Origin of the sequence: Xylanibacillus composti, assembly GCF_018403685.1 — a bacterium.
GTDB classification, from domain to species: domain Bacteria; phylum Bacillota; class Bacilli; order Paenibacillales; family K13; genus Xylanibacillus; species Xylanibacillus composti.
In genome coordinates, this window is record NZ_BOVK01000028.1 from 36,402 (window position 1) to 60,897 (window position 24,496).

Here is a 24,496-nt window from a genome sequence, read left to right on the forward strand (position 1 = left end):
CAGGCATTTGGTAAGATGATAGAATAAAAGACTGTCTGCTTGGTTAGCAAATACTGAACGACTGGTTACCATTTCTCACACTGATTATAAGGCCGCTGCTTCCAGCCAGTCAACGTCTGATTTTGTCGTTACTCATTAGAATGTTGTAAATATGAGAAATTCATGGAGAGGGAGGCTGGCGCATGGAGTTACCCGTCAACAAGCATCAAATGAAGCGTATGCAATCGTATGATGCTTTTATTCAAGCTGCGCTGCAGGTAATCGCCGAGAAGGGCTACATGCATACGAGCATTGAGGACATCGCAACAACAGCAGGCTATTCGAAGGCTGCCTTTTATGTACATTTCAAGAGCAAGGACGATTTCCTTGCAGCGTTCACCCAGAATCTGATTCAGGAATTCATTGACCGCTTCCTCTCTTCCTTCATCCTCCAGGAGGATTGGACAGCCAGTGTCAGACATGGCATCCGACTGTTCATCGAGCTTGCCGAGCGCGATCAATGGTGCCTCATCTTCTTCGAGTTTTATCAGATCGCTCTCCGGGATGAGGAGGTCAGAAGCAAGCTGCAGCTCCATTATGCCAACTGGGCCCGCTTCCTTGCGGAGCTGCTGGACAAAATCTCATCGCGCAACGGACTTCGCTGGCAAACAGACAGCCACACAATCGCGTCACTGATCATGGCGCTGCTGGATGGTTACAACTTGCAGAGAAATATTTTGTCCGCTCCTGTTGATGCGCAGCATATTGAGGAAGCCGTCATCCGTCTGCTGCGTGCGTGGGTACTTCCGGAAGCAAGCAAAGAGGGCTGAACCCGATTAAGGGATCAGCCCTCTTTCATTCATGCTGTTCGGCTAATACAACATCCGGTCGGTTGACACGGCACCCGAAAGCGTGGAGGCGACCATTGCGGAACAAAAAGGTCTAATCTTCGAATGCGTTCCTTCTGCTATGGGGATAGCAGAGTGAAACGGTCTTATTCCGTGCAATTTCAGCTGAAGGCCAGGCCTCCCCCCCATATTGCGCCAACTATGCCCGTTATTTCGGTCATTTCCTCCTAGTCACGTCGATCAAGACCATTTTTTCCCGCTATTGAGCCAGACAAACGTTTAATCGGAGGCGGGTGTTCAGAGAGTTGTCATGCGCCGAACGCAGCAGGAGGAACGCATTACCTTCTGCGGAACACCCCGCCCGGTTCGTAGACGCTGCCGATGATGCGCAGCGGAACCGTCGCCTCCTTCTCTACCCCGTTGCCGTAGCGGATGCGGAAGTTCACCTCGTACAAATCCGGCGCCAAGCCTTCCGTCACCGAAGTCATCCGCTCATCGTACATCTCGCCAGCGAATCGATCCGGTGCGCCGTCCTCCTGCAATCGAACCTCCAGGGAGATCATTCGGCCATCGCGGCCCTTCGCCGAGAAGGACGCCCATACCTCTTCTACCGGATAAGGCGAGCTTGCCGCGGCCAGCAGCCATTTCTCGCCGGAATAAAAATCCTTGGGCGGCGTTTCCGTCTCATGCCCGAGCCGCTCATGCGCCTCCAGCCAATTCGGCGTATGATTCACCTGCGCTTCCAGCGTCAGCGGCTGCGCCTCGATCAGATGCTCGACCCGGTCTGACTCCCGGCCATCGGATACCGTCAGCGCCACCCGGTAACGGCCGGGCTCCGCGAATCGCTGCACAACTATCCCCACATCGCCGAAATTCAGAATGCTCCCATCTGGAGTCGTTATCTGCCACTGGCGAATTAAGATGTCGCTATCCGGATCTGTGGACTGATCGAGCAGCGTGACCGTGTCCCCTTCCCATACTGGCTTAGGCACCCAATCGAATTGGGCCGTCGGCGGCTTATTCGTATGAATGACCATATACTTAGGCGAACTGTAGTTGCCCCATTCGATGCCATCATGCACACGTACACGCACCTGCAGGTTCACGTCCTCCGGCAGATCGGCTGTCGGCACCCACTGTCTGCTGCCGGAACGAATTTCGCCTGAATCCATTACAAGCGTCCCGTCATAGCGACTAATGCGCAGCTGGAAGCGCTCCTGGGTATCTCCGTCCGCATCGCTGTAGGTGAAGCGCAATGTCGGACGCAGCTCGTCCAGTTCGGTTGGGGCCGCTGTATTGCTGCTTGCGGGCGTTGTCACGTTGGCTGTAGGCGGCCGGTTGTTGACCGTGACTATGCGAATTGCCTGGTCACTCTGTCCCTTCGAATCGGTCACCACCTGCCGGATCTGCATGCGGCCAATCGACGAGAAGCTTTTTGTCCACGTGCCGCGGCTTGTGCTCTGCAAGGTTTCCGCTTCGCCGCTGTCCAGATTGCGGATATAGTATTCATGCGGCAGGTTGGCAGCCGGACCGTCTTCCTTGTCTGATGCAGTTGATATGATCGTCACATTGACGCCTCGATAAGTGCTCGTAGTGCTGACCGTAAAGCCCGCTTTGGGCGGTTCGTCCGGCTCAGGAAGTGTAGTGATCTCAAGGTCCTGTGTTGTCCAGTCACTCCATGCGCCGTATTCATCCTTAACGGCCAAACCGACGGTATACACCCCGATTTCCCGTGGAGTTACCAGCTTGGAATTCACAATCTGCCCGCTAGGTGTCTTGTAGTAATACTTTCTCTCCAAAATTCCTCTCGTCGTGCGATAATTAATCCCGGTTGCCTCTGTACTGTAATTGGTTGCACTCAGCCAGCGGTCCGGATCATAGCTGGTATCGTTCCAGATGACCGTGTGATCCGTGGAAGATACAGATACCGTAAATCGTGCGATTGGCTGCCGATGTACGACGATGTAGCGGGTAGCCGGGTAGGACTCTTTCCGGTACTCGGCGTACCGATTATTCGGATACTTGAAGCCACTCGGGGCCGGATCATCCGTTTCTTTCAGATCCACCTTGAATACCCCGACTTTAGTCAGTGTCGGACTTGGCTCTCTTACGGTGACACCGTTGTACGTGTTCGTGCCCGGACGATCCGAATGGCCGTCACCGGCATTCAGAAACTTGTATGGCTGCGTGTTGGTAAATGTCCAAGTTGTCATGTCGGAAATGAGCGGATCATTCTCGAGATCATTGTACGATTTCGTGTACGTGATCGGCATGTTCACGATAGCTTGGTTTTCAACATTCGAACCGCTTCCTTCGAACAATTCTGCCTGCAGATCCTTCAGCACGACATGCGGCACTTCCGCATACAAGCCAAATCGCCCTGCAGCATACGTGCTATCGGATTTCTCGATGACAGGCACACCGTTCACATAAACCGTCATGTGCGCGCCTCTTGCTCTGACACGCAGCGTATACGTCTGCCCTTCTCGGATTGGATAGTCATAGCTGCCTAGCACGGTTGGTACGCCATTTACATATTTGACCAGACTGACTCGGTCTGTCGAGAGCTCCGCCCGGTACATGTTCCGGTGATTCTGCGAACGGAAGCCGATTCCAGCTGATGCGGAATCGCTGAACGTGTCTCGATTGAAGGTGACTTTAAGCGATACGTCTCCGTTTTGGAATTCTTGGTTGTTGACAGGCAAGTAGCCGTAGCTGTATGTCGGGCCCGCACCCGGTGTGGTTTGAATCGTATAGAGTGTTTCCGTCACCTCTTCGCTATCAGACGATCCACCATCATTGTCATATTGCGTCCGATAGACAATTTTCAGTCGGCCATCCTCGGTTAAATGCATTTGCTTAATAAAGTAATGTCTGTCTCTATCTTCTCCACCACGCCTATACTCTCTATATGAGAGAGGATCTTCCATACCCGTAGGGATATCTCCTTCCAACGCATACGTCTGCATGTCATAGATGAGCACGTTAGAATAATAATTGGCCAATATGAGTTTCCCGTCACCGGAAATGACAGCGTGAGGAACAGGTGTCACCATACTGTAAATATGTTCACAACAAGAATCCACTACTGAGCCGGTATACGTGCGAATGACACCAACGTCACGGGTCGTATTTGTCTTGAGGTTACGGAATTTCAAACGCCATGTTCCTTCATGGTTGGTAGTTGCGGAATTTCCATTGGCATTTCTTAATACAACACTCTGATCGATATATGCGATCACATCCTCATATACACCCAAATAATGCAGCCGACTTTTACGCGATAAGTTATATTCGCGGGTATTACCACTATAAGTATCCGTTTCGTACGTCTGCATGAGGCTGCCATTTGTATTATTGAGCAAGTAGTAGTTGCGTCGTGACGGGTCTGTCACAACGATCTTTGAACTGTCTGAAGCAACATAAACTACCTCTATATACTCATTGGTATACAATACTGAAGGGCTGAATCTCCATAGTTCATTCCCGTTTTGATCCGTCTTGACCAGATAGCATCTCTCCGTTCTATCTGACCATAGACGATCCACATAACAAACGTTTTTGTATTTATTACCTTGATAATCCGCAATAAACTCGCTTCTTGCATGAATAATTGGCGGACTGTGAATAGGTAGATGAGAATTTTCGTAATTCGGATTCCGTTCATATTGCATTTCCATTTGATGTCTATGGATGACTGCTGGCGGCAGCGAAAATTCTGCTGGCGGTGTAGGTTCTTCTACCTGATCGGGTGTTCCTCTTCCGCCAGGTACTGGAACCGTTGTACTCTGGGTTCTATACGCATTTACCTCCACATATGGATTCGTATAATTATTATATTTTTCCTGCCCCGGGGTGAATAGTCGTAGATCGTTGATCCGATACAGGTAATCTCGCCAAGTATGGCTGTAATCGGATCGACCCGAGGCAGGACTAAGCCTGTACCATATAAGTCCCAAGTCTCGATTAACCGTCAAATACCTGCCGTCAGCATCTTTCAGCATGTGCCAAAGAGAGGCTCTGCTATGACCTACAGGAAACGGCATTTCTTCATTGTAAAAGTAGTGACCGTAAGTGCCTACGCCCCCCCCATATTCTGCGATCTATTCGATTCTGGGGATCAAAATCGAAGTAGTAACCCCAGATCGAACCGGTGTTGCCGCAGGTCCCGCAATAACTTCTGTGTAATAGCCCCGTTTGACTGATATCGACATTGCTCGTGGTGATGCTGCGATAGGGCTGAAAATAACTGACGGCTCTTGTTTCCAGCTCATTCGCTGCGTTGCGCAGCACATAGTTATTTGTAGGCACATGCTCTTTGGCTATAGAAGATGCTTGTCCTCGCAGCAACTCCTGCATGCGGGGAGCAACCACCGTTATATTCGGCGGCTCCGGGTTGATGCCGAAGGCGGCAAAGTCTACTTCAGGTGCAAGGTTGACGACCGTAAACGGGAAGATGCCTTGAGCGGTTTTTCCCCAATCTTCCTTCAAGAATATTTCTACAGCGCAAGAGCCTACGATAGTCGGCGTGTACGTGAAGGAGCCGTCATCGTTACGCGTGATATTTATTCTTGTATCGTCTTCAAAGGAGCCATTGAGATTTCGGTCGCAAACAATTTTGGTTGTATGTTCCACGATCTCGTCGCCATCCGGGCTGTAGGAGGCATCCTTGAAAGTCATCGCAGCCCCCCGCACTCCTCTGTCCACGTATTGCAGCTGGGCGATTGGCGGCAAGTCTGGCTTGACCGTCAATGCATGCGTGGCTGGAGCGAGCGATCTTAATCCGGTGTTATCCTCAACATCCAGTTTGATGGCCTCTGTACCGGGGGTCATGTAGACGTCCTTCTTGTTCGTCCAGATGTGTCGAGCAATTGTCCGTCCTCTTACCGGGCTGTAGCTCTCCTCTCCCGAGAACGGTTGCGGCAGCGGTCGGCCTTCCACAACCTCTCGCGGCCCGGTAATAATCGGAACCGGGTTTTCTGGAACGACGCGCAGCGTTACAGTCCGCTCCGCACAAGCACCCCACGGGTCACAGCCCGACACCTTGATGCGATGCGTACCCAGCTCGTCCGCAATGATGTGACGCAGCTGCTCCTCATGCTCCCAAAATCCGTACTTGCTTCTATCGGCAAAGGAGCGTATCCAGGCACTGTCGCTGCCGGCAAAGTCCCACGTATACGTAATGTAATCCCCTTCCGGATCATACGGCTCCGGCGGGTCTTTTCTATCGTCATAAATAATGCGCAGGTTCACCCTGCTGTTGACGACAATTTCTTGGATGGGATCATAACTGTAATAATCATATCCCTCGAAGAAGCCCGCGTTGAACACAGGCGGCCGATTGTTGTCCGGAGTTGTAATCGTCAGCGGCTTCGTAGCGATCCAGCCCGAGTCACCTTTGTCTGTCACGATCCGCATGGATATGGTGTATGTACCTGCGCCATGTCGATGTATGAGGCCGGGGTAGTTGGCATACGGATAGTTGTCTGACACGGTTCGGCTATACTTCGAAGAACCATAGTGATACTCGCTATTTCGTTCAATTCGGAAAGCGTGCGACACGTATCTGGCGTTTTCTACGGTGATGTTCTTTGGCCGAAGCTCAAAGGCTTCATACCAGGTAATAGTATTGGACGGCAGAATATCGAAGTCGCCTGTGATGCGCGCTGCCGGTCCGGGATCGCCCGTACCGGGGCCGCCTGGACCTCCCGGCCCGCCAGGTCCACCGGTATCTGGCGGACCGTCATCATCTATGACCGTCACCCTCGCGGACACGGACCTGTTCTGCTCAGCGAAATATGCCGTTATGGTGGCATAGGACGATCCGGCAGTTGGGGACACGCCTGTTACCGTGCCCCCATTATCTACTGGCGCTCTTGCCGGTGCGTCTGACGACCAGGTAAGTTTATCATCGCTGACTACATAACTTTTCGGCTCTCCGTTTTGGATCCAATCTGCATATACCGTGAAATGCTGCGTCTGTCCAACTTGCAGCTGCTTTTGTGTTGGGTCAATACGAAGGCCAACGAATGAGTCCTGCACAGTCGCGGTCGCCACCCACATTACATCTACCTGAAACGGGTAGTTCCACATAGGCCGTCCGCCGCAGCCATCCGGGAAATAGTATCCTTGAACCCCATAACCAGAATATCCATCAATGATGACACGATCATTTTCGATTCGAGGATTTCCTTGAATATTCCTATCTGCATCAGCACTCATTCTCGGATATAGGACACCGTTTTTTACGCCCTCAACTGGCTTAATGGTACTTGGGTCTATGGTGATGTTACTCGTCAACGGTTGGTCAGTACCGTTTACTCTCCATTGAGAATCATTAACGGATGGTGGAGCAATGTTTGCATACGTTCTCACCTTTGTGTATACAGGCTGTTGTGTACTTCCTGATATATGGTTATTCGCAGAACGCGGCCCTTCAATGGTACTATCCGTCGTCCATGATCCATCAAGACGCTGACACCATCGATAACCCGGATTTTCTTCAGATACTATATATACCTGAATTTGTGTTCCGTTACTTGAAGCATTTGAATCTGAAGGATAAATCAACTGCGAAAAATGAGAAATAAGAAATAGAAGCGCAAATATTTTCGGGATGTTTTTTCTAATCCATTTTATCAAGTGTCTCACCCTTATTCTTTGTCTTTAACTAATAAAATGGATGGCGTTCCAATAGCATTATTAGCACGAACTGCTACATCAAATCGAGTAGAATCATAACGCCCGTAAAGGGCGACCTCTCTTGTCTCATCTTTTTTCAACTCGGTAGCCAACCAGAAATGTGGATACAATAATCCATACTTTTCTTCTATAATCGAATCTGAAAACGGTACACTTGGATTGGCGTATAAACTTGGCGAAAAGAGATCAGGATGATACCCTGTTTTCTTAGGAGTCAAATCTACCATGGCAATAACATAATACTCCTTATTGGTTCTGAATCTCTCCTCCAGCTTCGTGCGATCCCACAGAAACTTCTTCTCATAGAAGCTGACTGTATCACTGGCTTCAATCGGCAGCACATAGTATCTCTTGATGTTCACGGTGTAGTTGGCATGTTCAATCGTGACAGGATCTTCGTAGACGTTCAGGACAGGGATCAAATTAGAAACGGCCTTTGTGTTCGTGCCAGTCTCCGCAATTTCCTTCAACTCCTGCAGATACTGCATGCGATCCGGCGACGTGTTCAGCTGACGCAGAATATTTTCAATGATCGCCACCGCTTCGGCGCGGGTAGCGCGCTTTTTCAAACCAAGAGAATGATCCGGATAGCCGCTCATAACCTTGGCCCCTACTGTAAGGGCTGCATACGGAACATCCTTCTCTGTCAACTCCCGATAATCCACAAAAGGAATATCCCCGTTATACAAGTTGTCGAATGCGGCCAGGTATTCGCTGTACGCGTGCTGCGTAGCCAGAGAACGAGCGGCCAGACGCATCATTTCCAAACGGCTGATCTGCTCCCCATAGTTGGTAAAGTCCGAAGTGCTATGAATGTCAAACTCCAGCGCCGCCGACACATACCCCTGATACCAAGGCGATCCGCCCACTGACTTCGGCAGCTTGAGCGCATCAACAAGCATTTTGATAAACTCGGCGCGGGTCACATTTTGGTTAGGCTTGAAAGTATCGTCGGGATAGCCACTGACATATCCCTTTTGCACAGCACCCTTAATGGCATCCTCTGCCCAGTGGCCGGCAATATCAGTTAATTGTATAGGGGCACTCTCAGCGAACACTGTTGCTGGATTTACTGCTAAGAACGAGAGAACTAAAAGCATGATCATTATTTTTCTCATAAACAAAAACCTCCGATTCAAATATGTGAATTGACATGTTCTACTATGGATAGAATAATAAAAACCTCAGGTGCGGGAACACCTACGGTTCTACACAGCAGCCGCCTTTAAGGGCGGTAGGCTCAAAACAAAAGACTGATCACGAAGATAGACCGTATCCTTTGCCGAGGGCGGTCTATTTCTTTTTCAGGTACGTCAGCAGCGCCAGAATAAACATCCCAAAAAGGAGCATCAGCTGAAGCGCTTGAAATACCTCCATGGGCATCATCCCCCTTCCGGGAGACTAGCCGACCGCCCTATAAGCCTATTCTGCTGTACAGAACCCTTCTTTCAAAAGGAATCTCCTACCAACAACATAAATGATGCTCTCCGGCATTTTACGATCCCACAGAAACTTCTTTCCATAGAAGCTGGCCGTTTCACTCGCTTCTATCGGCAGCACATCGCATCTCATGATGGTTGCCAGCGTAACAGGATCTCCGTAAACCTTCAGAACCGGGATCAGATTAGAAACGGTCTTTGTATTCATGCGGCTTCCGCAATTTCCTGATACCAGGGAGAACCACTCACTGACTTTGCAGCTTAAGCCCATCAACAAGCATCTTAATAAACTCGGCGCGGGTTACATTGGTTAGGCTTGAAGGTTTCGTTCGAGCTTCTGCTAACCTCTTGATGTATGCCGTTGATCCAGACCGGGGCACTGCTCGCTGCCGCCATGAGGCAGGCATACGGCTCCTGCCAGGGCTAACATGAGGACGTAAAACGCCCAACATCTGACCAGTTTCCGCTTGTTCGCCATCATCGTCTGTTATTTCTCCCCCTTTTCCCGATTGTCATGATGTTATCGTCTCGGCTTGACCAAGACTCCCGCTGCCTCCGGATCATCCTTGTCGTCATGGCGATTGATATGAAAGCGATAAACCGTGAAGGTCATGCGGGTCATCTGAAACTTCTTGCTCCGCTGCCCACCCCCCTCTGCTGACTCCTCCTTCGACCATGAAATTACCGGCTGAGTGCCTTCTGCTGTGCCATTGTTCTCTCTTGCCTGCTCGCGTGTCAAACGATTCTTCTCCATTCGCTTCTTCCTCCCTTTCCTAGTTCCATTGCATGCAACCTAGTAGCGCAGATTGATGATTTCCCGATAAAATGACAAAAACCGCCCTTTAGCAAACATTCGTCGCTGAAAGGCGGTTCTTCCGCACTACTACTATAGACTTACTTCAAGTTACCACAGTTTTCCTGAATTCGTCAAGCTTTTGGATGATTTTCACATATAAGCGTATCATGCCTAGCTTTCCAATTCAGTCCAAAGTCGCTATACTAAGCCTGCGGCCATCCGGAACTCCATAGAACTCGAGCACGTTCTCATCCGGGCTTGCAGCAGCTTTCCAACTCGCACCTAACTTGCTAACAAAGGAGCTTTTTCAACTTGAGGATTCTGTACAACGAAGTCACGGAAAATCATGCGATCACCGTTTATGATACGACCGAGTATGAGGGGGAAAAGGGACGCTTCCGCGTTCTGCAGTTTGCGGAGGACGCTGTGCAAGGAGCGATCGATCTGAATGACCCGACGCGCATCCTGTTCGAGTATCCTCGCGCCATGATCCACCTGATGACCGTCAATCGTCCTGCCTTCGCGAATGTATTTATGATCGGCCACGGCATCGGCACGATTCCCCGCCATTTGCCGGACAAGCGGTTCAAGATCGCGGAGCTGGACCGCAAGCTGACGGAGATGAGCAGGCGCTATTTCAACAGTAAGACGACCGATGTGCATATCGGAGATGGAAGGCTGCTGTTGGAGCAGGAGTCCTCCGGCGCTTACAGCTATATCGTCCTCGATGCGTTCACAGCAGAAGGAACGCCGCCGCACTTGACGACGCTGCAGTTTTTTCGGTTGATCCGGGACAAGCTCGATGAAGAAGGGGGCCTGCTGATCAATCTGATCGCCCAAGGCCCCCGGGACAAGCGGGCTTGTGCAGCGCACACGACCTTACGCGAGGTCTATGCTTATGTGCAGGCTTTTGCCCTGCCTATTAAAGGAGCCGCCGGCCTGCTCAATATCGTTATGATGGGACGCAGCAAGCCGATCCGCTTTCAACTTAGCGAAATGACCGGTTTCCGGGAAATCCATCTGCCTCCGGGAGAACTGCTTGTAGATGAATCGGACTAAGCTACTTTCCTTCTCTCACGAACCGGTCAATGCGATCCTTGATGGCATCGCGCACTTCGCAGAACTTGGCCATGATTTCTGCTTCCGTGCCGCTGGCCTTGGCCGGATCTTCAAAGCCCCAATGCCAACGTTCACCCTTGTCATTGTACACGACCGGGCAGTTGTCATTCGCATGTCCGCACAGCGTAATAATGTAATCCGCTTTGGCCAGAATGTCAGGATCAATCACATCTGAAGTATGGCCAGAAATATCGATGCCCGCCTCCTGCATGACTTGCACAGCCCGCGGATTCAAGCCATGCGCCTCCAGCCCCGCACTCCTCACATCATACTTGTCGCCTCCGAGTGCCTTCAGAAAGCCGTCCGCTATCTGGCTGCGGCACGAGTTGCCTGTACATAGAAAATATACAATGGGTTTGCTCATGGAATCGCTCTCCTTTGGTTCGATTAGATTTTTATTGCTCGCGATCTCCTTCACCGCTAGCCTGAGACCTTATCAAGTAATGACGAGCAGCCACATATACAGACCGGCAAGCGTAATGAACAACGTCGGAACGGTCAAGACAATGCCTGCCTTGAAGTAATACCCCCATGTAATTTTGATTCCCTTGCGCGACAACACATGCAGCCACAGCAGTGTGGCAAGCGAGCCGATGGGCGTGATCTTCGGCCCCAGGTTCGAACCGATCACATTGGCATAGATCAGCGCTTCGCGAATGGCGCCGGCAGTCTGCGTGCCCTCAATCGCCAGCGCATCAATCATGACCGTGGGCATGTTGTTCATAATCGAAGACAGGATAGCTGCCAAAAAGCCCATGCCGATTGTAGCCGCGAATAAGCCTTGATCCGCGAATCGCTGAATGAGCTCGCCCAGCATATCGGTCAAACCGACATTTTTCAACCCGTATACGACAACGTACATGCCAATAGAAAATACGACAACCGACCAAGGCGCTTCCTTGATCACACGCTTCGTCTGAATAGCTGCGCTTCGGCGCGCCAGCAGTACGAACGCTAGAGCGGCAGCCCCGGCAATGAACGCCACCGGAATCTGGACAAAGCCGCTGGCAAGATAGGCAACCAGCAGGATGCCAAGCATATACCACGACAGCTTGAACAGCCGTTGATCCTTGATTGCCTCAGATGGCTGCTTCAACTCGCTGACCTCGTAGCGGGCCGGGATGCTTTTCCTAAAAAACAGATACAGCACCAGCAAGCTGGCACCAAGCGAGAAGAAATTCGGCACGATCATGCGGCTCGCGTATTCAACGAAATGAATGCCGAAGAAATCCGCAGAGACAATATTGACCAAGTTGCTGACAATGAACGGCAGCGAGGTCGTGTCGGCAATGAAGCCGCTCGCCATGATGAAAGGCAGGATCATGGCATCCGGAAATTTCAGTGCTCGCACCATAGCGAGAACGATGGGGGTCAGGATCAGCGCGGCTCCGTCATTCGCGAAAAATGCGGCCACGGCAGCACCCAAGAGCACCACATAGACGAACATCAGCTTGCCGCTGCCATGGGCGAAGCGTGCCATATGCAGCGCCGCCCATTCGAAAAAACCGATTTCATCCAAAATCAGCGATATCAAAATAATGGCCACAAAGGTCAGGGTCGCATTCCAGACAATGCCGGTCACGGTCCATACATCCTGCACGCTGACGACCTGGAACAACAGCGCCAGCAGCGCTCCCGCTGCAGCCGACCACCCGATATTCAGCCCCTTCGGCTGCCAAATAACAAATACCAATGTCAGAACAAATATTGCTGATGCCAGAACAATCATAAAGCCTCCATTATTGACACGAGATTGGGGTTAATTGAAGCAGCTTTTCCTTCTGCGGCGGCAATTCATCCAGAACGGCACGCAGGTAAGGCTTATCCTCCACGTTCAGAGAGTAATAAATCCATTGTCCTTTGCGCGCTTCCCTCACCAGGCCCGCATCCTTTAATTTGCGCACATGCTGGCTAATATTGGGCTGGCTCGTCTCCAGCAATTCCACCAGTTCGCAAACACACATCTCCCGTTCCTTCAATGAAGCGACAATGGTCAGCCGATTCTTGTCACCTAGCAGCTTGAATATTTCGGCCAGCCTCTCGATCTGCGGCATGACATTTCTCCTTTCTGGCGCCAGACAGTTTTTCCCGCTCACACACGGGAAAATGGCTCCTGCATGATCTCAGATTCTTTGTATATGATTATATAATTATTTATTTATATATAAAAGTTAAGATATTGTAAATCAGCGACAGTTGTGTTGCCAGCATCCTGCGAAGCTGATACATTGAAAACGAAATCAATGGGCGATATCAGGCACAATGAATAGAGACGAATGATATGAATCGGAGGCAAGCTGGCATGGAGAATACGGAGCGCAGAGCAGAAAGCAAGGCAAAATCCCTATGGGAAGTCCTTCTGGTTTCTACAAGACTAGGATTAACGTCTTTCGGCGGACCGATTGCCCACCTGGGGTATTTCCATAATGAATACATCAAGCGAAGAAAATGGATGGACGACCGAAGCTACGCCGATTTAGTAGCGCTGTGCCAGTTTCTTCCCGGACCAGCCAGCAGTCAGGTAGGCATTGGCATCGGCGTCATGCGCGCAGGCCTGATGGGCGGGCTTGCTGCGTGGATCGGCTTTACGCTGCCCTCTGTTCTCGCGCTTGTCCTGTTTGCCCTTGTGCTGCAAGGGTTCGACATTGGCAATGCGGGATGGGTCCACGGGCTGAAGCTGGTCGCCGTGGCGATTGTTGCCCATGCGATTCTGGGCATGGGCCAGAAGCTGACGCCAGACCGCAATCGGGCGACAATGGCCATTGCTGCTGCAGCAATCGCGCTGCTATGGCAGACCGCATTCACCCAAGTAGCGATCATCCTTGCCGCTGGCCTGCTTGGTCTGCTGCTGTACAAGAATCAGACCGCCGAAGCAGTTCCAGCCATGCGCATCCCCATCAAGCGCAGCGTGGCAGTCGCATGCCTGGCGGTTTTCTTCGGCCTGCTCGTGCTGCTGCCGCTGCTGCGAGGCATCTCTCCCTCGCATTGGCTGGCCATGTTCGACAGCTTCTATCGGGCGGGCGCGCTCGTCTTCGGCGGCGGCCATGTCGTGCTGCCGCTGCTGGAACGCGAGGTTGTGCCGACAGGCTGGCTGTCGGCGCAGGATTTCCTCGCCGGATACGGCGCCGCCCAGGCTGTGCCGGGTCCGCTGTTCACCTTCGGCGCTTATTTGGGCGCGATGATGAACGGGTGGGCAGGCGCGCTCGTGGCGACTGTCGCCATCTTCCTGCCCGCCTTCCTGCTCGTAATCGGCACCCTGCCATTCTGGGATACACTGCGCAGAATCCCGAAAATTCAGGGCGCCTTGATCGGCGTGAACGCTGCCGTTGTCGGCATTCTGCTGGCAGCTTTCTACAACCCGATCTGGACTTCCACCATCGTAGAGCCGATCGATTTCGCGCTGGCAGCGCTGCTGTTCGTCATGCTCGTCTTCTGGAAATCCCCGCCTTGGCTGGTCGTGCTCGCTGGCGCTTTGGGCGGCACCTTGATTTCCATCATGACGTAAGCGGCTGCTGCCGGCGTTCAGCAGCCATACGGGAGACTGACGAGTGCCGCCACAAATCGAGAGCCAGCCACAGACAGCCAACGGCGACCAGCGCGCCATGAGCGACACGAATGGGCTGGTTGCCGAAAAATTGCGGCAAATACAGGATCAGGCCGAGGGCGAACATCAGGCCGCCCCACTTAGACAGACCTCGGCGAGACCTCCACAGCACGACCGAAACATATACCGCGCCTACAGCCAGCAAGACAAAACCCAACAGGAACGGCACAATTCCCGGTCCAAAGCGCATCTCATTGGCAAGACTGATCAACGCATCACTTTGCTGGCTCAGCGCCTCCTGACCAAGCGCATAAAGGCCGAACATTTCCATGCCATAGTAAGGCAGAAGCAGGCCTGTGCCGATCCAAAAACAAAGCACAATACGGAAGGCCGCTCCTTCCTGCTTCGTTCCCCTCGAAGCCATATAGAACCCAAGCAGACCTAACACTGTAAACAGAAAAGCCAATACAGCCAGCATATGCGAGACGATCCACGCCCCGGAAGCAAATGCTGCCGCCCCCTCCAGCGACACTTCATCCGAAAATGGCCGAGTAGCCGGATAAAGTACAAACATAATGCCTGCCGCCATCCATGCTGCTGCCGTCCACCGAATCGTATTCATGAAATCTTCCCCTTTCTGACAGAAATTAAGCAAGTAGAGATTTTACAAAAAACTAATATAATTAGTTTTCGATTAAAAAGAAAATCATGCGCCTGATTTGCGGGTTCTACCCCTCCGTCACATGATCTTCTCCTGCCCCATTTCTGTCGCAACTTTTATCGATTTCATTTTAACTAATGTGATTAGTTTTTGCAAGCAAAAAAACTTTTTTTGTATAGCGTGTGTGTCTACAGGAACACCGCTCCGGATGCACCGCACCCAGAGCGATCCTCCAGTCCCCTTCTTTCCTTTGAAAAGTGAAATCCGCATCGGTTGCAACGAGTCTCCACGCCTCGCAACGGCGCTTACTTAGCGCGCATATGCCTTGCGAAATCCATCGATGCAATTCCAAACGGCGAAGATCAAGTAAATACTGACCGCCCCCCACATCGTTCGGCCCACAAATTGGTCAGGCGTAATCTCGAACATATCTGCCATGAAAGCGATGAATGCCTGCTCCAGCAAATCAGGCTGGCTAATAATAAGCAGGAATACGACCGCGGCTGCCAATTCCTTCGCCAGATTGAAGAACGCCAGGGGTTTCGTCCAATGACGCTTGAACAACTTCACGAGCACCAGGATCAGGCTAAACCCTATGACTAAAACTACAAGCGGCCAATAGGCGTGCAGGACCTCTTGATTGAAAGCGCGAATTTGCAAGACGAGACCATTCTCTCCGCTTTGGTGTACACCTGCGAGATGATCCGCATAGAAATAAAACGTCGCCAATATGGCCAACCCCAGTAGTTCCCAGAACACTTCAAATCGCGTAATAACCGCGTCCTTCGGCGCTTGAGGAATGCTCTTCAGATCCTGCGGCGTCCACGGTTTTTCTTTGAATCCCGCCATTTCCATGCCAGTTCCCCACCCCGTCCTCTCCAGAATAGCGAAGACGAGCGTTACCCAGAAGAACACTTGCACGGTAATTGAACAGATACGCCAGATTCCTTCCCCCACAACGAACAACACGATTTGAACCATCGCCACGTCTGTATCCTGATGCTCAAGAGTACGATTGGCAACCAGCGTAATCAGAGCAATCACTACGGCAATGGGGAAAATCATTTTCAAAACCGACACATACTGATCATACAACCGAGGACCAATCAAGTGCATGGGCTTATCCCGATAAGCGCCTGCCAGCAAAACCGGGTCGCCTAACTTCTCCAATGCTTCTTCCACATCCTGCTCCGTATAATCGTCGGGCAGCATGTCCTCAATCGTCGATCTCAGCTCTAAGGCTATGTCTTCCCTGTTTTTTTCCGGCAATCGCCGCGTTACTTCCTCAATATAAATATCCGCAAGTCTCATTCTCGTTCCTCCCCCTGCAATAAGAGATAGAGCTCCTTTGAACTATTCAGCCATTCCTTTTTCAGTTCATGGAAAATTTCTTCCCCATAAGCACTCAGCTCGTAATATTTACGCGGTCTTGCTTCCGAAGTGTCCCAGCTGCTCGTGACCAAACCTTGCTTTTCCAGTCTGCGCAGCAGCGGATACAATGTGCTCTGTTCGATGACAATTCCAGATCGCTCCAGACATTGAACTAGAGAATAGCCGTATTGCGGCGTGCGCAATTGGCTGAGCACCGCCAAAGTCAAGGTCCCTCTCCTCAACTCTATGATCAAAGATTGCAGCAGGCTATCCATGTACTTCCCCCATTCCATACTTTCCAGAACCTTATATTGTGTGTTGTATACTATGCATTATACAGTATATAAAAATAAACTGTCAACCGACTATACAGGATCTCCTCTTCTGCCTGCTCATCCGTGAATAAACCATTGACGACCCGCACCACTCAGCGATACCATGTTCCCATGCTCAAGTTGAATGGAACGCTAGCGGAACGGACAGACACGATTCGTCCAGCTTTCCGAACTTATGCAAGTCTAACGGAACTCATCGCGCTTAACAGAGCGAAGACATGCAATAGCAGTCTCTATTCCATCGAATAAGGTCTCTCGCTTCCGTTGCCTTTCACAACACGCCCAAATACGGCCAAATAAGCTCACCTGCTTCCATTTGAACTTGTCATGATGCAATAAAAGGAGTGTATGCTATGCCAGACCATATAGATTGCGACTCGAACAGCCCCATACATCGCGCAGCGCTAAAAGCAGATTGCGAGCAATGCTTTGGCTTGTGCTGTGTTGCCCTGCCCTTTGCCGCCTCTGCAGATTTCGCTATGGACAAGGAAGCCGGACGGCCATGCCCCAACCTGCAGCACGATTTCCGCTGCGGCATTCACAGCCAGCTCAGGCAGCAGGGCTTCCGCGGATGTACGGTCTACGACTGCTTCGGCGCAGGACAGAAGGTCTCCCTACTCACTTTTGGCGGCCGGGATTGGCGTATGGAACCCGCTTCAGCATCGCTGATGTATGAGGTATTCCCAATCATGCGACAGCTCCATGAGCTGCTCTGGTATCTGGATGAAGCCTTGTCCTATGAGTCTGCGCATGCCTTGCACGTCAAACTTCGGTCCGCTCTGGATGAAACGGTTCAGCTTACAAAGCTGGCCCCTAAGGAGATCTTGGAGCTGGATCTGTCCGCGCATCACATGAAGATAAGCCCGTTGCTGCTGGAAACCAGCGAGCTTGTGCGTGCCGAGGCAGCCCGGATGCTGAACATTCCGATGAATCGCCGCACCCGCTACAATCGCGGGGCCGACCTGATGGGCGCCAAGCTCCAAGGAGCAGATTTGCGAGCGGCCCATTTACGAGGGGCATATCTCATAGCCGCCGACCTGCGCGGCGCCGACCTCAGGGCAGCCGATCTGATCGGCGCGGACTTTCGAGATGCCGACATCCGCGGTGCGGACTTGACCGGCGCCCTGTTCCTTACGCAAGCCCAATTGAATGCAGCCAAGGGAGACTCCCGCACCAAGCTGCCGCCATCTCTGGAAAGCCCCCTGCATTGGGGCGCATGAACCCGCCCCAAGCATTCAAAAAGGCTTCGCGGTCATCAGATACAAAATAACAAGCGGGATCAGCGTAGCCAGGCTGCCGAAGATCATCCAGTATCGGCTGGCAGCCTGATACGCCCCGGTTATCTCCCCTTGCTCCACCGATTGTTTGCTGTACCGAACCATTCTCACCTGGAGCGGTATCAGGACGGCCAGCCATATAACGCCAGTCAAGGCGAACAAACCGTTGGATACAGATACCCAATTCACTTCGTTCATCGCGTATCCCATCCGATGCGCCATGTAATTGCCGGTTATAATCAGCAGAACCAGCCCCGGTATCGTAAAAACATAATCCGCCGCCAGAACTTTCCGCGCGCCTGCGTGAATAATCTCCAGGTTCCGTGTCGCGTCGGCCATCACCTTCCAGAAAGCTGTCACCAGAATGTTCCCGAAGAACAGGATAGCGCCTAGCACATGCAGAAACAGCATCCATTTCATGTTAATCCCTTCCTTCATTTCTAGTTACATCATTAATAACATACCGACCAGCGGTTTGTAAATAGGCAAAAAAAAGACTAGCCAAGAAAGGCCAGTCCATTTCCTTTGTATTCCGCCCTAGATAAAGGCTCGCTTGCAAGCAACCCCGGCAATGCCGCCGTCGATCACAGCGCGAAATTGGGAATACATACATGCACTGCATGTTGATTTTCCCATAGGAACCTCTTACACTCCTAGAAGGGACGCTTCTATGATAACGAACCGATAAAGAGAGGTACCGCACATGAACTCATCCAAGTGGACTATGCCATTTGCATCGATGCAATGGTTATTTTTTATATTTGCCAATACGGTCGTTGTGCCGCTGTCTGTCGGAACCGCCTTCGATCTGCCTGCCCACGAAATCGCAGGAACGCTCCGAAGCTCGCTGCTGTTTACAGGTCTGGCCTGTGTGCTCCAAGGCTTGTTCGGCCATCGGCTGCCGCTGATGGAGGGGCATTCCGGCGTAATGTGGGGGCTTGTCTTAACGATGAGCCTGTCCTCCTCCGCGCTTGGCATGAGCTTGCCGGACATCGGCGGCGGCATAGCCACGGGCATGCTGCTGGCTGGTGCAGCCATTGCGCTGCTTGCGTTATGCAACGGGTTGACCTTTATGCAAAAACTATTTTCGCCGATGGTGCTCAGCGTGTTTTTACTCCTGCTGACGTTTCAGCTGATCCTGATTTTTTTCGATGGCATGCTTGTCATCCGGGCTGACGGCACCCTGGACATCCCAGTCACCGCCTTTGCCTTCGGCATCATGCTCTTCGTCATTGCGCTCAAGGTATCGGGAATTCAGGCGATCAGCAGTTTTTCCATCCTGATCGGCATGGCTGGCGGCTGGATCGGCTATGTGTGGCTCTTCCCGACTGCTGCCGCCTATCAGACACCAGGCCTGCTGGCGTTCCCAGTTTTCCCGTTCGGCGCGCCCAATCTTAATCTGGGCATCGTCATGGTTACGTTTTTGGCGACCTTCCTGAATTTGAGCAATACGGTTGCCGCTGTCCAGACTGCATCCAAGCTGTTGGACCAGCCGGTCAGCCAGAAGCAGTTCAACCGCTCCTATATCTTGACAGGCAGCTATTCTGTCGGAGCCGCAGTGCTCGGCCTTGTCTCTTATGCGCCCTTTGCTTCCTCGATCGGATTTCTCGAAAGCACGCGCATCTTCCAGCGCAAGCCCTTCCTCATTGGGGGCGGCTTGATGGCGCTGCTCGGCCTGTTCCCCATGCTCGGCGGCTTGCTTGCTGCGCTGCCGATTTCAGTAGGGAATGCGGTCTTGTTCGCTGCTTATTTGCAGCTGTTCGGAACGGCCCTGCAATCTGTAAAGGCATTCGATTTCGACTCTGTGTCGATCCATCGCATTGCCCTGCCGGTACTGATCGGCATCGGGCTGATGTTCACCGATCCCGGCCTATTCGGCAGCCTGCCCGTGCTCATCCAGCCTTTGGTGACGAACGGCTTTGTCGTAGGGGTGCTGCTGTCCATCGTACTGGAATTCAAAAAATGGGATTGATCCAATCGGATCACAGCTCGCGAATCCGGATATTGCGCCACCGGCAGGCGGCATCCGGCGCCCAGCGCGCTTCGCCCATGCCCGGGTCATTGTCGTGAATCTCGAACGCAATATGGCCTTTGCTTCCAAGCAGCTGGCGAATAGCTTCTGCGTCGTAATCCGGATGCTGCAAGGTTGCCGTGTCGATCTCGGATACTTTCAATCCGTTAATATGGACCGTAATGCGCGGGGAAGCGCCTTCAACCCGGATGCGGAACTCATTCCAATCGTCCCACTTCCACACAGAGAGGAACTGTTCGCCGGTTGCCGCCTCCTCCAACAAGGCCGGCTTGTCAGGCGTCATCGGCTCAATGCTCGTTGCCGGATCCTCCAGGCGCAGTCCGACAGGTCTGCCCTGCTCGTCATACAGCGCATCCAGCGTATAGTTGATGCCGTGAAACCCGCCAATGCCGTTGCCGTAGATGCCGCCGATATTCCCCGACCGGCGATGGTCAAGCAAAATTTGAAAGCCTTGGGAACCAAGTGCAGTTGCCCGGACCAAAATGCCAGTATCCGCCGGCCAATCCGGGCGCACTTCCAGCACAAGCTCGAAATCGCCGTATACGTCATCGCTTAGCAAATACCCGCCATACCCGCAGCCCGGCGGGTCCTGACGGCCGACAATGGCTCCATCCTCGACTGTCCACGCGCCCGACGTTTGCAGCGCTCGCTGATACGCCTCTGAAGTTTTGTCCGGCCCCGGCAAACCGGGAGCTCGAGGAACCGGCAGGCGCGGCACGGCATGCCATCCTCGCAATGTTTTTCCGTCAAAAAGGGGGGTATACGTTTGCTGTTTGTTGTTCATGCTGCCTCCTATGTACTTGAAATGTCGTATTGCTATAATAGCATACCAGCGGCAAAATCATTCCAGCAGGCATTCATGACGATCTTGGCGATGAACCCCGTCTGACGACTGGCTGCTCGCCATGCCGTGAACGCATGCTGTGTCTCCCCTGTCTGTCTTCTTGGGTTACCTTGTTATTTTCTCATGTGAGCCTGGACTCCTGCAATTCTTTCTTGCTCTGTGAAAAAAGGATTCCTTCAGCAGGATACTGCCCATGATTACATAGATTTGCTATGCATAGATTTGCGATGTATAATAAGACATACATGAATGCAAAGGCGGTGTCTCAGACCTTGACGAAAATTAACAAAGAGCTGCTTAAGGGGAGCACGGGAATCCTCGTGCTGAGCGCTTTGGCACAACGGGATTTGTATGGTTACCAGTTAATTAAGGAATTGGAGCAGCAATCTGATGGGACATTCGTTCTGAAGGAGGGGACGCTGTACCCGATTCTCCATGGCATGGAGGCGGAAAAGTGGGTGGAAGCTTACTGGGAAGAAGCAGAAGGCCGCAGACGCAAGTATTACCGGATTACAGACAGCGGAAGGAAACAGCTGGAGGAGAAAAAGCGGGAATGGCGTCTGTTCCGAGGCGCGGTTGACCGTGTGCTTGGGGAGGAGCCGATATGAGAAAAGATGCCCATCCCCTATTCCAGCAGTATCTTCACGCGGTGTGCAGTCAAGTAAAGGCCAAGGAGCTTCGTCAGGATATCCGGGCTGAGCTGACAGATCACTTGGAAGAACGGATGGAGGTTAAGCTGGCGGAAGGATCGGACGAAGAGGCAGCGGCCGCATGGGCCATTCAGCAAATGGGGGAAGCGGATTCTGTCGCACAAGGACTGAATCATGTCCATAAGCCTCGCACGCCATGGGCCATGCTTGGCTCATTGGCGCTGTTGCTGGCCATCGCCCTGCTCGTCATCTATGCAGTGGAACAGAGCTACCACGCGAGAGGCAGCCAGCTGTATATTTCGTTCTTTGAGAAGCAAACCTTCTTTATCGCGGCGGGATTGCTCCTGCTGTTCGCTCTAAGTCGGTTGCCGTATCGCTCGCTGCTTCGATGGTCCAAGTGGCTCTATGCGGGAACGATTCTAATGGTAGCCGTTTCGGCATCCGAATACGGGGTACAGGTGAACGGTGTTTCGGGCTATGTCAACATAGGATCCTTCGTGGTAAATACGTCAGTCACAAGTCAGTATCTGTTCATCATCGCCGCAGCCGGATTCCTGTATAGACGGAAGGAGAACTGGGGAGCCATCCTGTGGCATACAGGATTATTTACCATAATACCTATGGCGATATACTCCCTTGCCCCTTCTCTGCCAACTCTAGTAATCTATGCAGCTGCGTATACGCTCTTGCTTATTGCAGCCAAATGCAGCTGGCGTTGGGTGCTGCCGCATGTGTTCCTGAACGGCTTGCTTATGTATGGGCTCACCTGGTATGGCCGGGAGCGATTTGCCGGATTCCTGCATCGGGAGGATCTGGCTGACGGAGCCGGGTACGTATACGTGCAAATCGACGAAGCGATTCGCTCTGCAGGCTGGTGGGGGCATGGATTTGCCGCTGTAGCCGACAAGCTGCCATTCATCCATTCGGATTCGATCTTTACGTACATGATCTACAGTCTGGGCTGGGGATTTGCGGCTTTCGTCTCAGTATGCATTCTCCTGTTTCTCATTCAGTTGGCTCAGGCTGGCCAATCGGTCCGCGACTCCTATGGAAGCATGCTGATATACGGATTGAGCGCGCTGTTCTTCGTGCAATTCGCCTGGAGCATCGGCATGTCACTGGGGCTGCTGCCATATTCCAGCGTCACGCTGCCGCTCATCAGTTACGGCGGCGGCAATCTGCTCGTACAATTGACAGCGCTTGGCATCATCTACAGCGTCTATCGCGGCAAGGACATGGTACGCATCGCGTGGGAACGTTAATCGACATTCTCCCAAAAAAAGCAGCCAATCCTGGTGCATTGGCTGCTTTATAACCTTGCTGGGGCAACGCTTCCGTTACTTCTCCATCACGGCGAAGTAATTATCCTCGTTATCCGCAAAGTTAAAGACTTTGCTGCCGGTTGGCATTGCAACGATATCGCCGACCTTGACCTGCTTATTCGCCAGATCGGCATGCAATTGATCGAGATTGTCTGTGAAGAACATTAACGAAGGCGTATCGAGATTCATTTCAGGATTCATCTTGGCTACAAATGCCCGGTCATGAAGGATAATGGTGGTTGCCGCGTTCTCCGAGGGAGACATTTCAATCCACCTCATTTCACCGCTGCGTACATCATCTACGACATGAAACCCGAACTTTTCCGTCCAGAAATCCCGCACTGCCTCTTGATTATTCACATACACCATAATTTGGCCTACTTGCTTAAACATTGAACATCCAACTCCTTTATAGTTTTTCAGAATAAATATTTTGAGAAAATGCACTGCTCCTTGCTGCTGTGCCTCGTAACCGCATCCTTCTTCCCCTCTTTCCAACTCTACTCTTAAGGCATCATTCCCGGCAACCAGCTCCGGATCATCTGTAAGCTCCGTTGTTTCATAAACTTGCCGCAGCTCAATCTGCCCTTCGCCATCCATGAGGATCGGGCATCCGCATTGCCCATTCAATCGCTTCCTCCCGCGACTTCACTTCGATCAGTGTATAGCCAGCGATCAGCTCCTTCGCCTCGGTGAACAGCCCGTCCACCACCTGCGGTTTCCCGCCCGGTTCCGGATAGGAGATGCGAATCGCATTGGAGCTGGGATGAAGCCCGTCTCCGGCTAGCAATACACCCGCCTTGACCAGTTCCTCATTGTACCGCATCATCGCTTCAATCAGCTCCGGACTCGGCAGCTTCCCCGCCTCTGAATCCTTGGTTGCTTTGACAATCATCATAAATCGCATAAGTGAACGCCTCCTATTTATTCGTGAAGCCAACTTCTGCCTGCCGCTTCCTTCTGTTCCGACTTCTATATATTTCGACGATTGGAAACCCTCATCCTCGCCAATTTATTTCGAAACAAACCGACACAAGCATCCCCACTCCGTAGACGCCGATCAAAAGCGCCCCCCCCACATGCCGCTCCAGCTGCCTCGCAGCAAGCGGCGCATGCCAACTGCTGCCAAGAAAGCAAACAAACCGGTTACAATGAAATTCCCGCTTTGAATCCACCCCGCCTCGCCCAACTGATCGCATGTTTCCTGATATCGAAGCCGGAACGCGCAAAGACGGCTACGGCATAAAACAGCGGTGCTGATATTACCCCGCAAGCAATCAACGCGCGCATAACCCTTTTCCTGTTGCTTCTTTCCTTTATTTGCTCCATCGTTCCCAACGCTTTCTCTAATATGGTTATATTGGAATGGACTCAAGAAGCGGCGTTTCTTTCCGCCCCTATCCATACGACGAACAGCACGCCGCCAAATCGACACACAGAAGAAAAAAATCCGAGTTGAAATCCAGGATGGATGTGGAAAGGGTATTTCCTGCGCCAAGGCAGCGAACGCATATTCCGCATGGAACCCGGCGCAGAAACAGAAAGACACGAATGTAAAGCAAAGAGGGATGTCCGCA

22 protein-coding genes and 1 pseudogene are annotated in these 24,496 nt (G+C 52.0%); 7 read left to right on the forward strand and 16 right to left on the reverse strand.

The window, feature by feature from the left end; genetic code table 11:
- Window positions 1-182 precede the first annotated feature (182 nt).
- Window positions 183-809 (forward strand): TetR/AcrR family transcriptional regulator, encoded by a 627-nt coding sequence (locus XYCOK13_RS11230; RefSeq protein ID WP_213412249.1) that lies wholly within the window; start codon window positions 183-185, stop codon window positions 807-809.
- A 356-nt stretch (window positions 810-1,165) separates the two neighbouring features.
- Here XYCOK13_RS11230 and XYCOK13_RS11235 read toward each other — a convergent pair whose 3' ends face one another.
- The 6 genes from XYCOK13_RS11235 to XYCOK13_RS11260 all read right to left on the reverse strand — a co-directional run bounded on the left by XYCOK13_RS11235 (window position 1,166) and on the right by XYCOK13_RS11260 (window position 9,722).
- A complete protein-coding gene (locus XYCOK13_RS11235) occupies window positions 1,166-3,985 on the reverse strand; it encodes a PKD domain-containing protein (protein ID WP_213412250.1) in 2,820 nt (939 codons plus the stop codon).
- Window positions 3,986-4,877: 892 nt separating this feature from the next.
- The gene (locus XYCOK13_RS11240) at window positions 4,878-6,920 is read right to left on the reverse strand and encodes an Ig-like domain-containing protein (RefSeq protein WP_213412251.1); all 2,043 of its coding nucleotides are present in this window, start codon (window positions 6,918-6,920) and stop codon (window positions 4,878-4,880) included.
- A gap of 560 nt (window positions 6,921-7,480) precedes the next feature.
- Window positions 7,481-8,647 carry an S-layer homology domain-containing protein gene (locus XYCOK13_RS11245; RefSeq protein ID WP_213412252.1) on the reverse strand — a complete coding sequence of 389 codons (1,167 nt, stop codon included), beginning with the start codon at window positions 8,645-8,647 and terminating at the stop codon, window positions 7,481-7,483.
- A gap of 175 nt (window positions 8,648-8,822) precedes the next feature.
- Entirely contained in the window at window positions 8,823-8,915 is a 93-nt protein-coding gene (locus tag XYCOK13_RS11250; protein WP_308443022.1) for a putative holin-like toxin, read from the reverse strand.
- Window positions 8,916-8,951: 36 nt separating this feature from the next.
- Window positions 8,952-9,176 carry a hypothetical protein gene (locus tag XYCOK13_RS11255; RefSeq protein WP_213412253.1) on the reverse strand — a complete coding sequence of 75 codons (225 nt, stop codon included), beginning with the start codon at window positions 9,174-9,176 and terminating at the stop codon, window positions 8,952-8,954.
- Between the two features lie 312 nt (window positions 9,177-9,488).
- Entirely contained in the window at window positions 9,489-9,722 is a 234-nt protein-coding gene (locus XYCOK13_RS11260) for a hypothetical protein (protein ID WP_213412254.1), read from the reverse strand.
- A gap of 354 nt (window positions 9,723-10,076) precedes the next feature.
- Here XYCOK13_RS11260 and XYCOK13_RS11265 point away from each other — a divergent pair, with 354 nt between their 5' ends.
- The gene (locus tag XYCOK13_RS11265) at window positions 10,077-10,823 is read left to right on the forward strand and encodes a spermidine synthase (protein WP_213412255.1); all 747 of its coding nucleotides are present in this window, start codon (window positions 10,077-10,079) and stop codon (window positions 10,821-10,823) included.
- Between the two features lies 1 nt (window position 10,824).
- Here the strand turns inward: XYCOK13_RS11265 and arsC are convergent, their stop codons facing one another.
- From arsC to XYCOK13_RS11280, 3 genes are all read right to left on the reverse strand, one after another.
- Window positions 10,825-11,247, reverse strand: coding sequence for an arsenate reductase (thioredoxin) (arsC, locus tag XYCOK13_RS11270; protein WP_213412256.1), 423 nt, complete (start codon window positions 11,245-11,247; stop codon window positions 10,825-10,827).
- 72 nt (window positions 11,248-11,319) lie between these two features.
- Window positions 11,320-12,612 (reverse strand): arsenic transporter, encoded by a 1,293-nt coding sequence (locus tag XYCOK13_RS11275; RefSeq protein WP_280520894.1) that lies wholly within the window; start codon window positions 12,610-12,612, stop codon window positions 11,320-11,322.
- A 10-nt stretch (window positions 12,613-12,622) separates the two neighbouring features.
- Window positions 12,623-12,937 (reverse strand): ArsR/SmtB family transcription factor, encoded by a 315-nt coding sequence (locus XYCOK13_RS11280; protein WP_213412257.1) that lies wholly within the window; start codon window positions 12,935-12,937, stop codon window positions 12,623-12,625.
- 248 nt (window positions 12,938-13,185) lie between these two features.
- On the opposite strand from XYCOK13_RS11280, the gene XYCOK13_RS11285 reads away from it, so the two are divergent.
- Window positions 13,186-14,388: a chromate transporter gene (locus tag XYCOK13_RS11285; protein WP_213412258.1), complete on the forward strand. Its 1,203-nt coding sequence runs from the start codon at window positions 13,186-13,188 to the stop codon at window positions 14,386-14,388.
- On the opposite strand, the gene XYCOK13_RS11290 is transcribed toward XYCOK13_RS11285, so the two are convergent.
- From XYCOK13_RS11290 to XYCOK13_RS11300, 3 genes are all read right to left on the reverse strand, one after another.
- The gene (locus XYCOK13_RS11290) at window positions 14,378-15,049 is read right to left on the reverse strand and encodes a hypothetical protein (protein WP_213412259.1); all 672 of its coding nucleotides are present in this window, start codon (window positions 15,047-15,049) and stop codon (window positions 14,378-14,380) included. The genes XYCOK13_RS11285 and XYCOK13_RS11290 overlap by 11 nt on opposite strands.
- Window positions 15,050-15,397: 348 nt before the next feature.
- Window positions 15,398-16,399, reverse strand: a complete 1,002-nt coding sequence (locus XYCOK13_RS11295; RefSeq protein WP_213412260.1) for an HAAS signaling domain-containing protein — start codon at window positions 16,397-16,399, stop codon at window positions 15,398-15,400.
- A complete protein-coding gene (locus XYCOK13_RS11300; protein WP_213412261.1) occupies window positions 16,396-16,734 on the reverse strand; it encodes a PadR family transcriptional regulator in 339 nt (112 codons plus the stop codon). The genes XYCOK13_RS11295 and XYCOK13_RS11300 overlap by 4 nt, the downstream gene beginning before the upstream one ends.
- Window positions 16,735-17,147: 413 nt before the next feature.
- Between XYCOK13_RS11300 and XYCOK13_RS11305 the strand changes: the two genes are divergently transcribed.
- Entirely contained in the window at window positions 17,148-18,014 is an 867-nt protein-coding gene (locus tag XYCOK13_RS11305; RefSeq protein ID WP_213412262.1) for a pentapeptide repeat-containing protein, read from the forward strand.
- Between the two features lie 15 nt (window positions 18,015-18,029).
- Here XYCOK13_RS11305 and XYCOK13_RS11310 read toward each other — a convergent pair whose 3' ends face one another.
- Window positions 18,030-18,491 carry a DUF2269 family protein gene (locus XYCOK13_RS11310; RefSeq protein ID WP_213412263.1) on the reverse strand — a complete coding sequence of 154 codons (462 nt, stop codon included), beginning with the start codon at window positions 18,489-18,491 and terminating at the stop codon, window positions 18,030-18,032.
- Window positions 18,492-18,774: 283 nt separating this feature from the next.
- Here XYCOK13_RS11310 and XYCOK13_RS11315 point away from each other — a divergent pair, with 283 nt between their 5' ends.
- Window positions 18,775-20,043 (forward strand): uracil/xanthine transporter, encoded by a 1,269-nt coding sequence (locus XYCOK13_RS11315; protein ID WP_213412264.1) that lies wholly within the window; start codon window positions 18,775-18,777, stop codon window positions 20,041-20,043.
- Between the two features lie 10 nt (window positions 20,044-20,053).
- Here XYCOK13_RS11315 and XYCOK13_RS11320 read toward each other — a convergent pair whose 3' ends face one another.
- Window positions 20,054-20,887: a 3-keto-disaccharide hydrolase gene (locus XYCOK13_RS11320; protein ID WP_213412265.1), complete on the reverse strand. Its 834-nt coding sequence runs from the start codon at window positions 20,885-20,887 to the stop codon at window positions 20,054-20,056.
- Window positions 20,888-21,219: 332 nt separating this feature from the next.
- On the opposite strand from XYCOK13_RS11320, the gene XYCOK13_RS11325 reads away from it, so the two are divergent.
- Both XYCOK13_RS11325 and XYCOK13_RS11330 read left to right on the forward strand, forming a co-directional pair.
- A complete protein-coding gene (locus XYCOK13_RS11325) occupies window positions 21,220-21,555 on the forward strand; it encodes a PadR family transcriptional regulator (RefSeq protein ID WP_244865120.1) in 336 nt (111 codons plus the stop codon).
- Complete coding sequence (locus XYCOK13_RS11330; RefSeq protein ID WP_213412267.1) at window positions 21,552-22,859, forward strand: FtsW/RodA/SpoVE family cell cycle protein; 1,308 nt, start codon at window positions 21,552-21,554, stop codon at window positions 22,857-22,859. The genes XYCOK13_RS11325 and XYCOK13_RS11330 overlap by 4 nt, the downstream gene beginning before the upstream one ends.
- 75 nt (window positions 22,860-22,934) lie before the next feature.
- Here XYCOK13_RS11330 and XYCOK13_RS11335 read toward each other — a convergent pair whose 3' ends face one another.
- Both XYCOK13_RS11335 and XYCOK13_RS11340 read right to left on the reverse strand, forming a co-directional pair.
- Complete coding sequence (locus XYCOK13_RS11335) at window positions 22,935-23,312, reverse strand: VOC family protein (protein ID WP_213412307.1); 378 nt, start codon at window positions 23,310-23,312, stop codon at window positions 22,935-22,937.
- A 96-nt stretch (window positions 23,313-23,408) separates the two neighbouring features.
- Window positions 23,409-23,826, reverse strand: a pseudogene (locus tag XYCOK13_RS11340) (YciI family protein); the annotation flags it as partial.
- Window positions 23,827-24,496 lie beyond the last annotated feature (670 nt).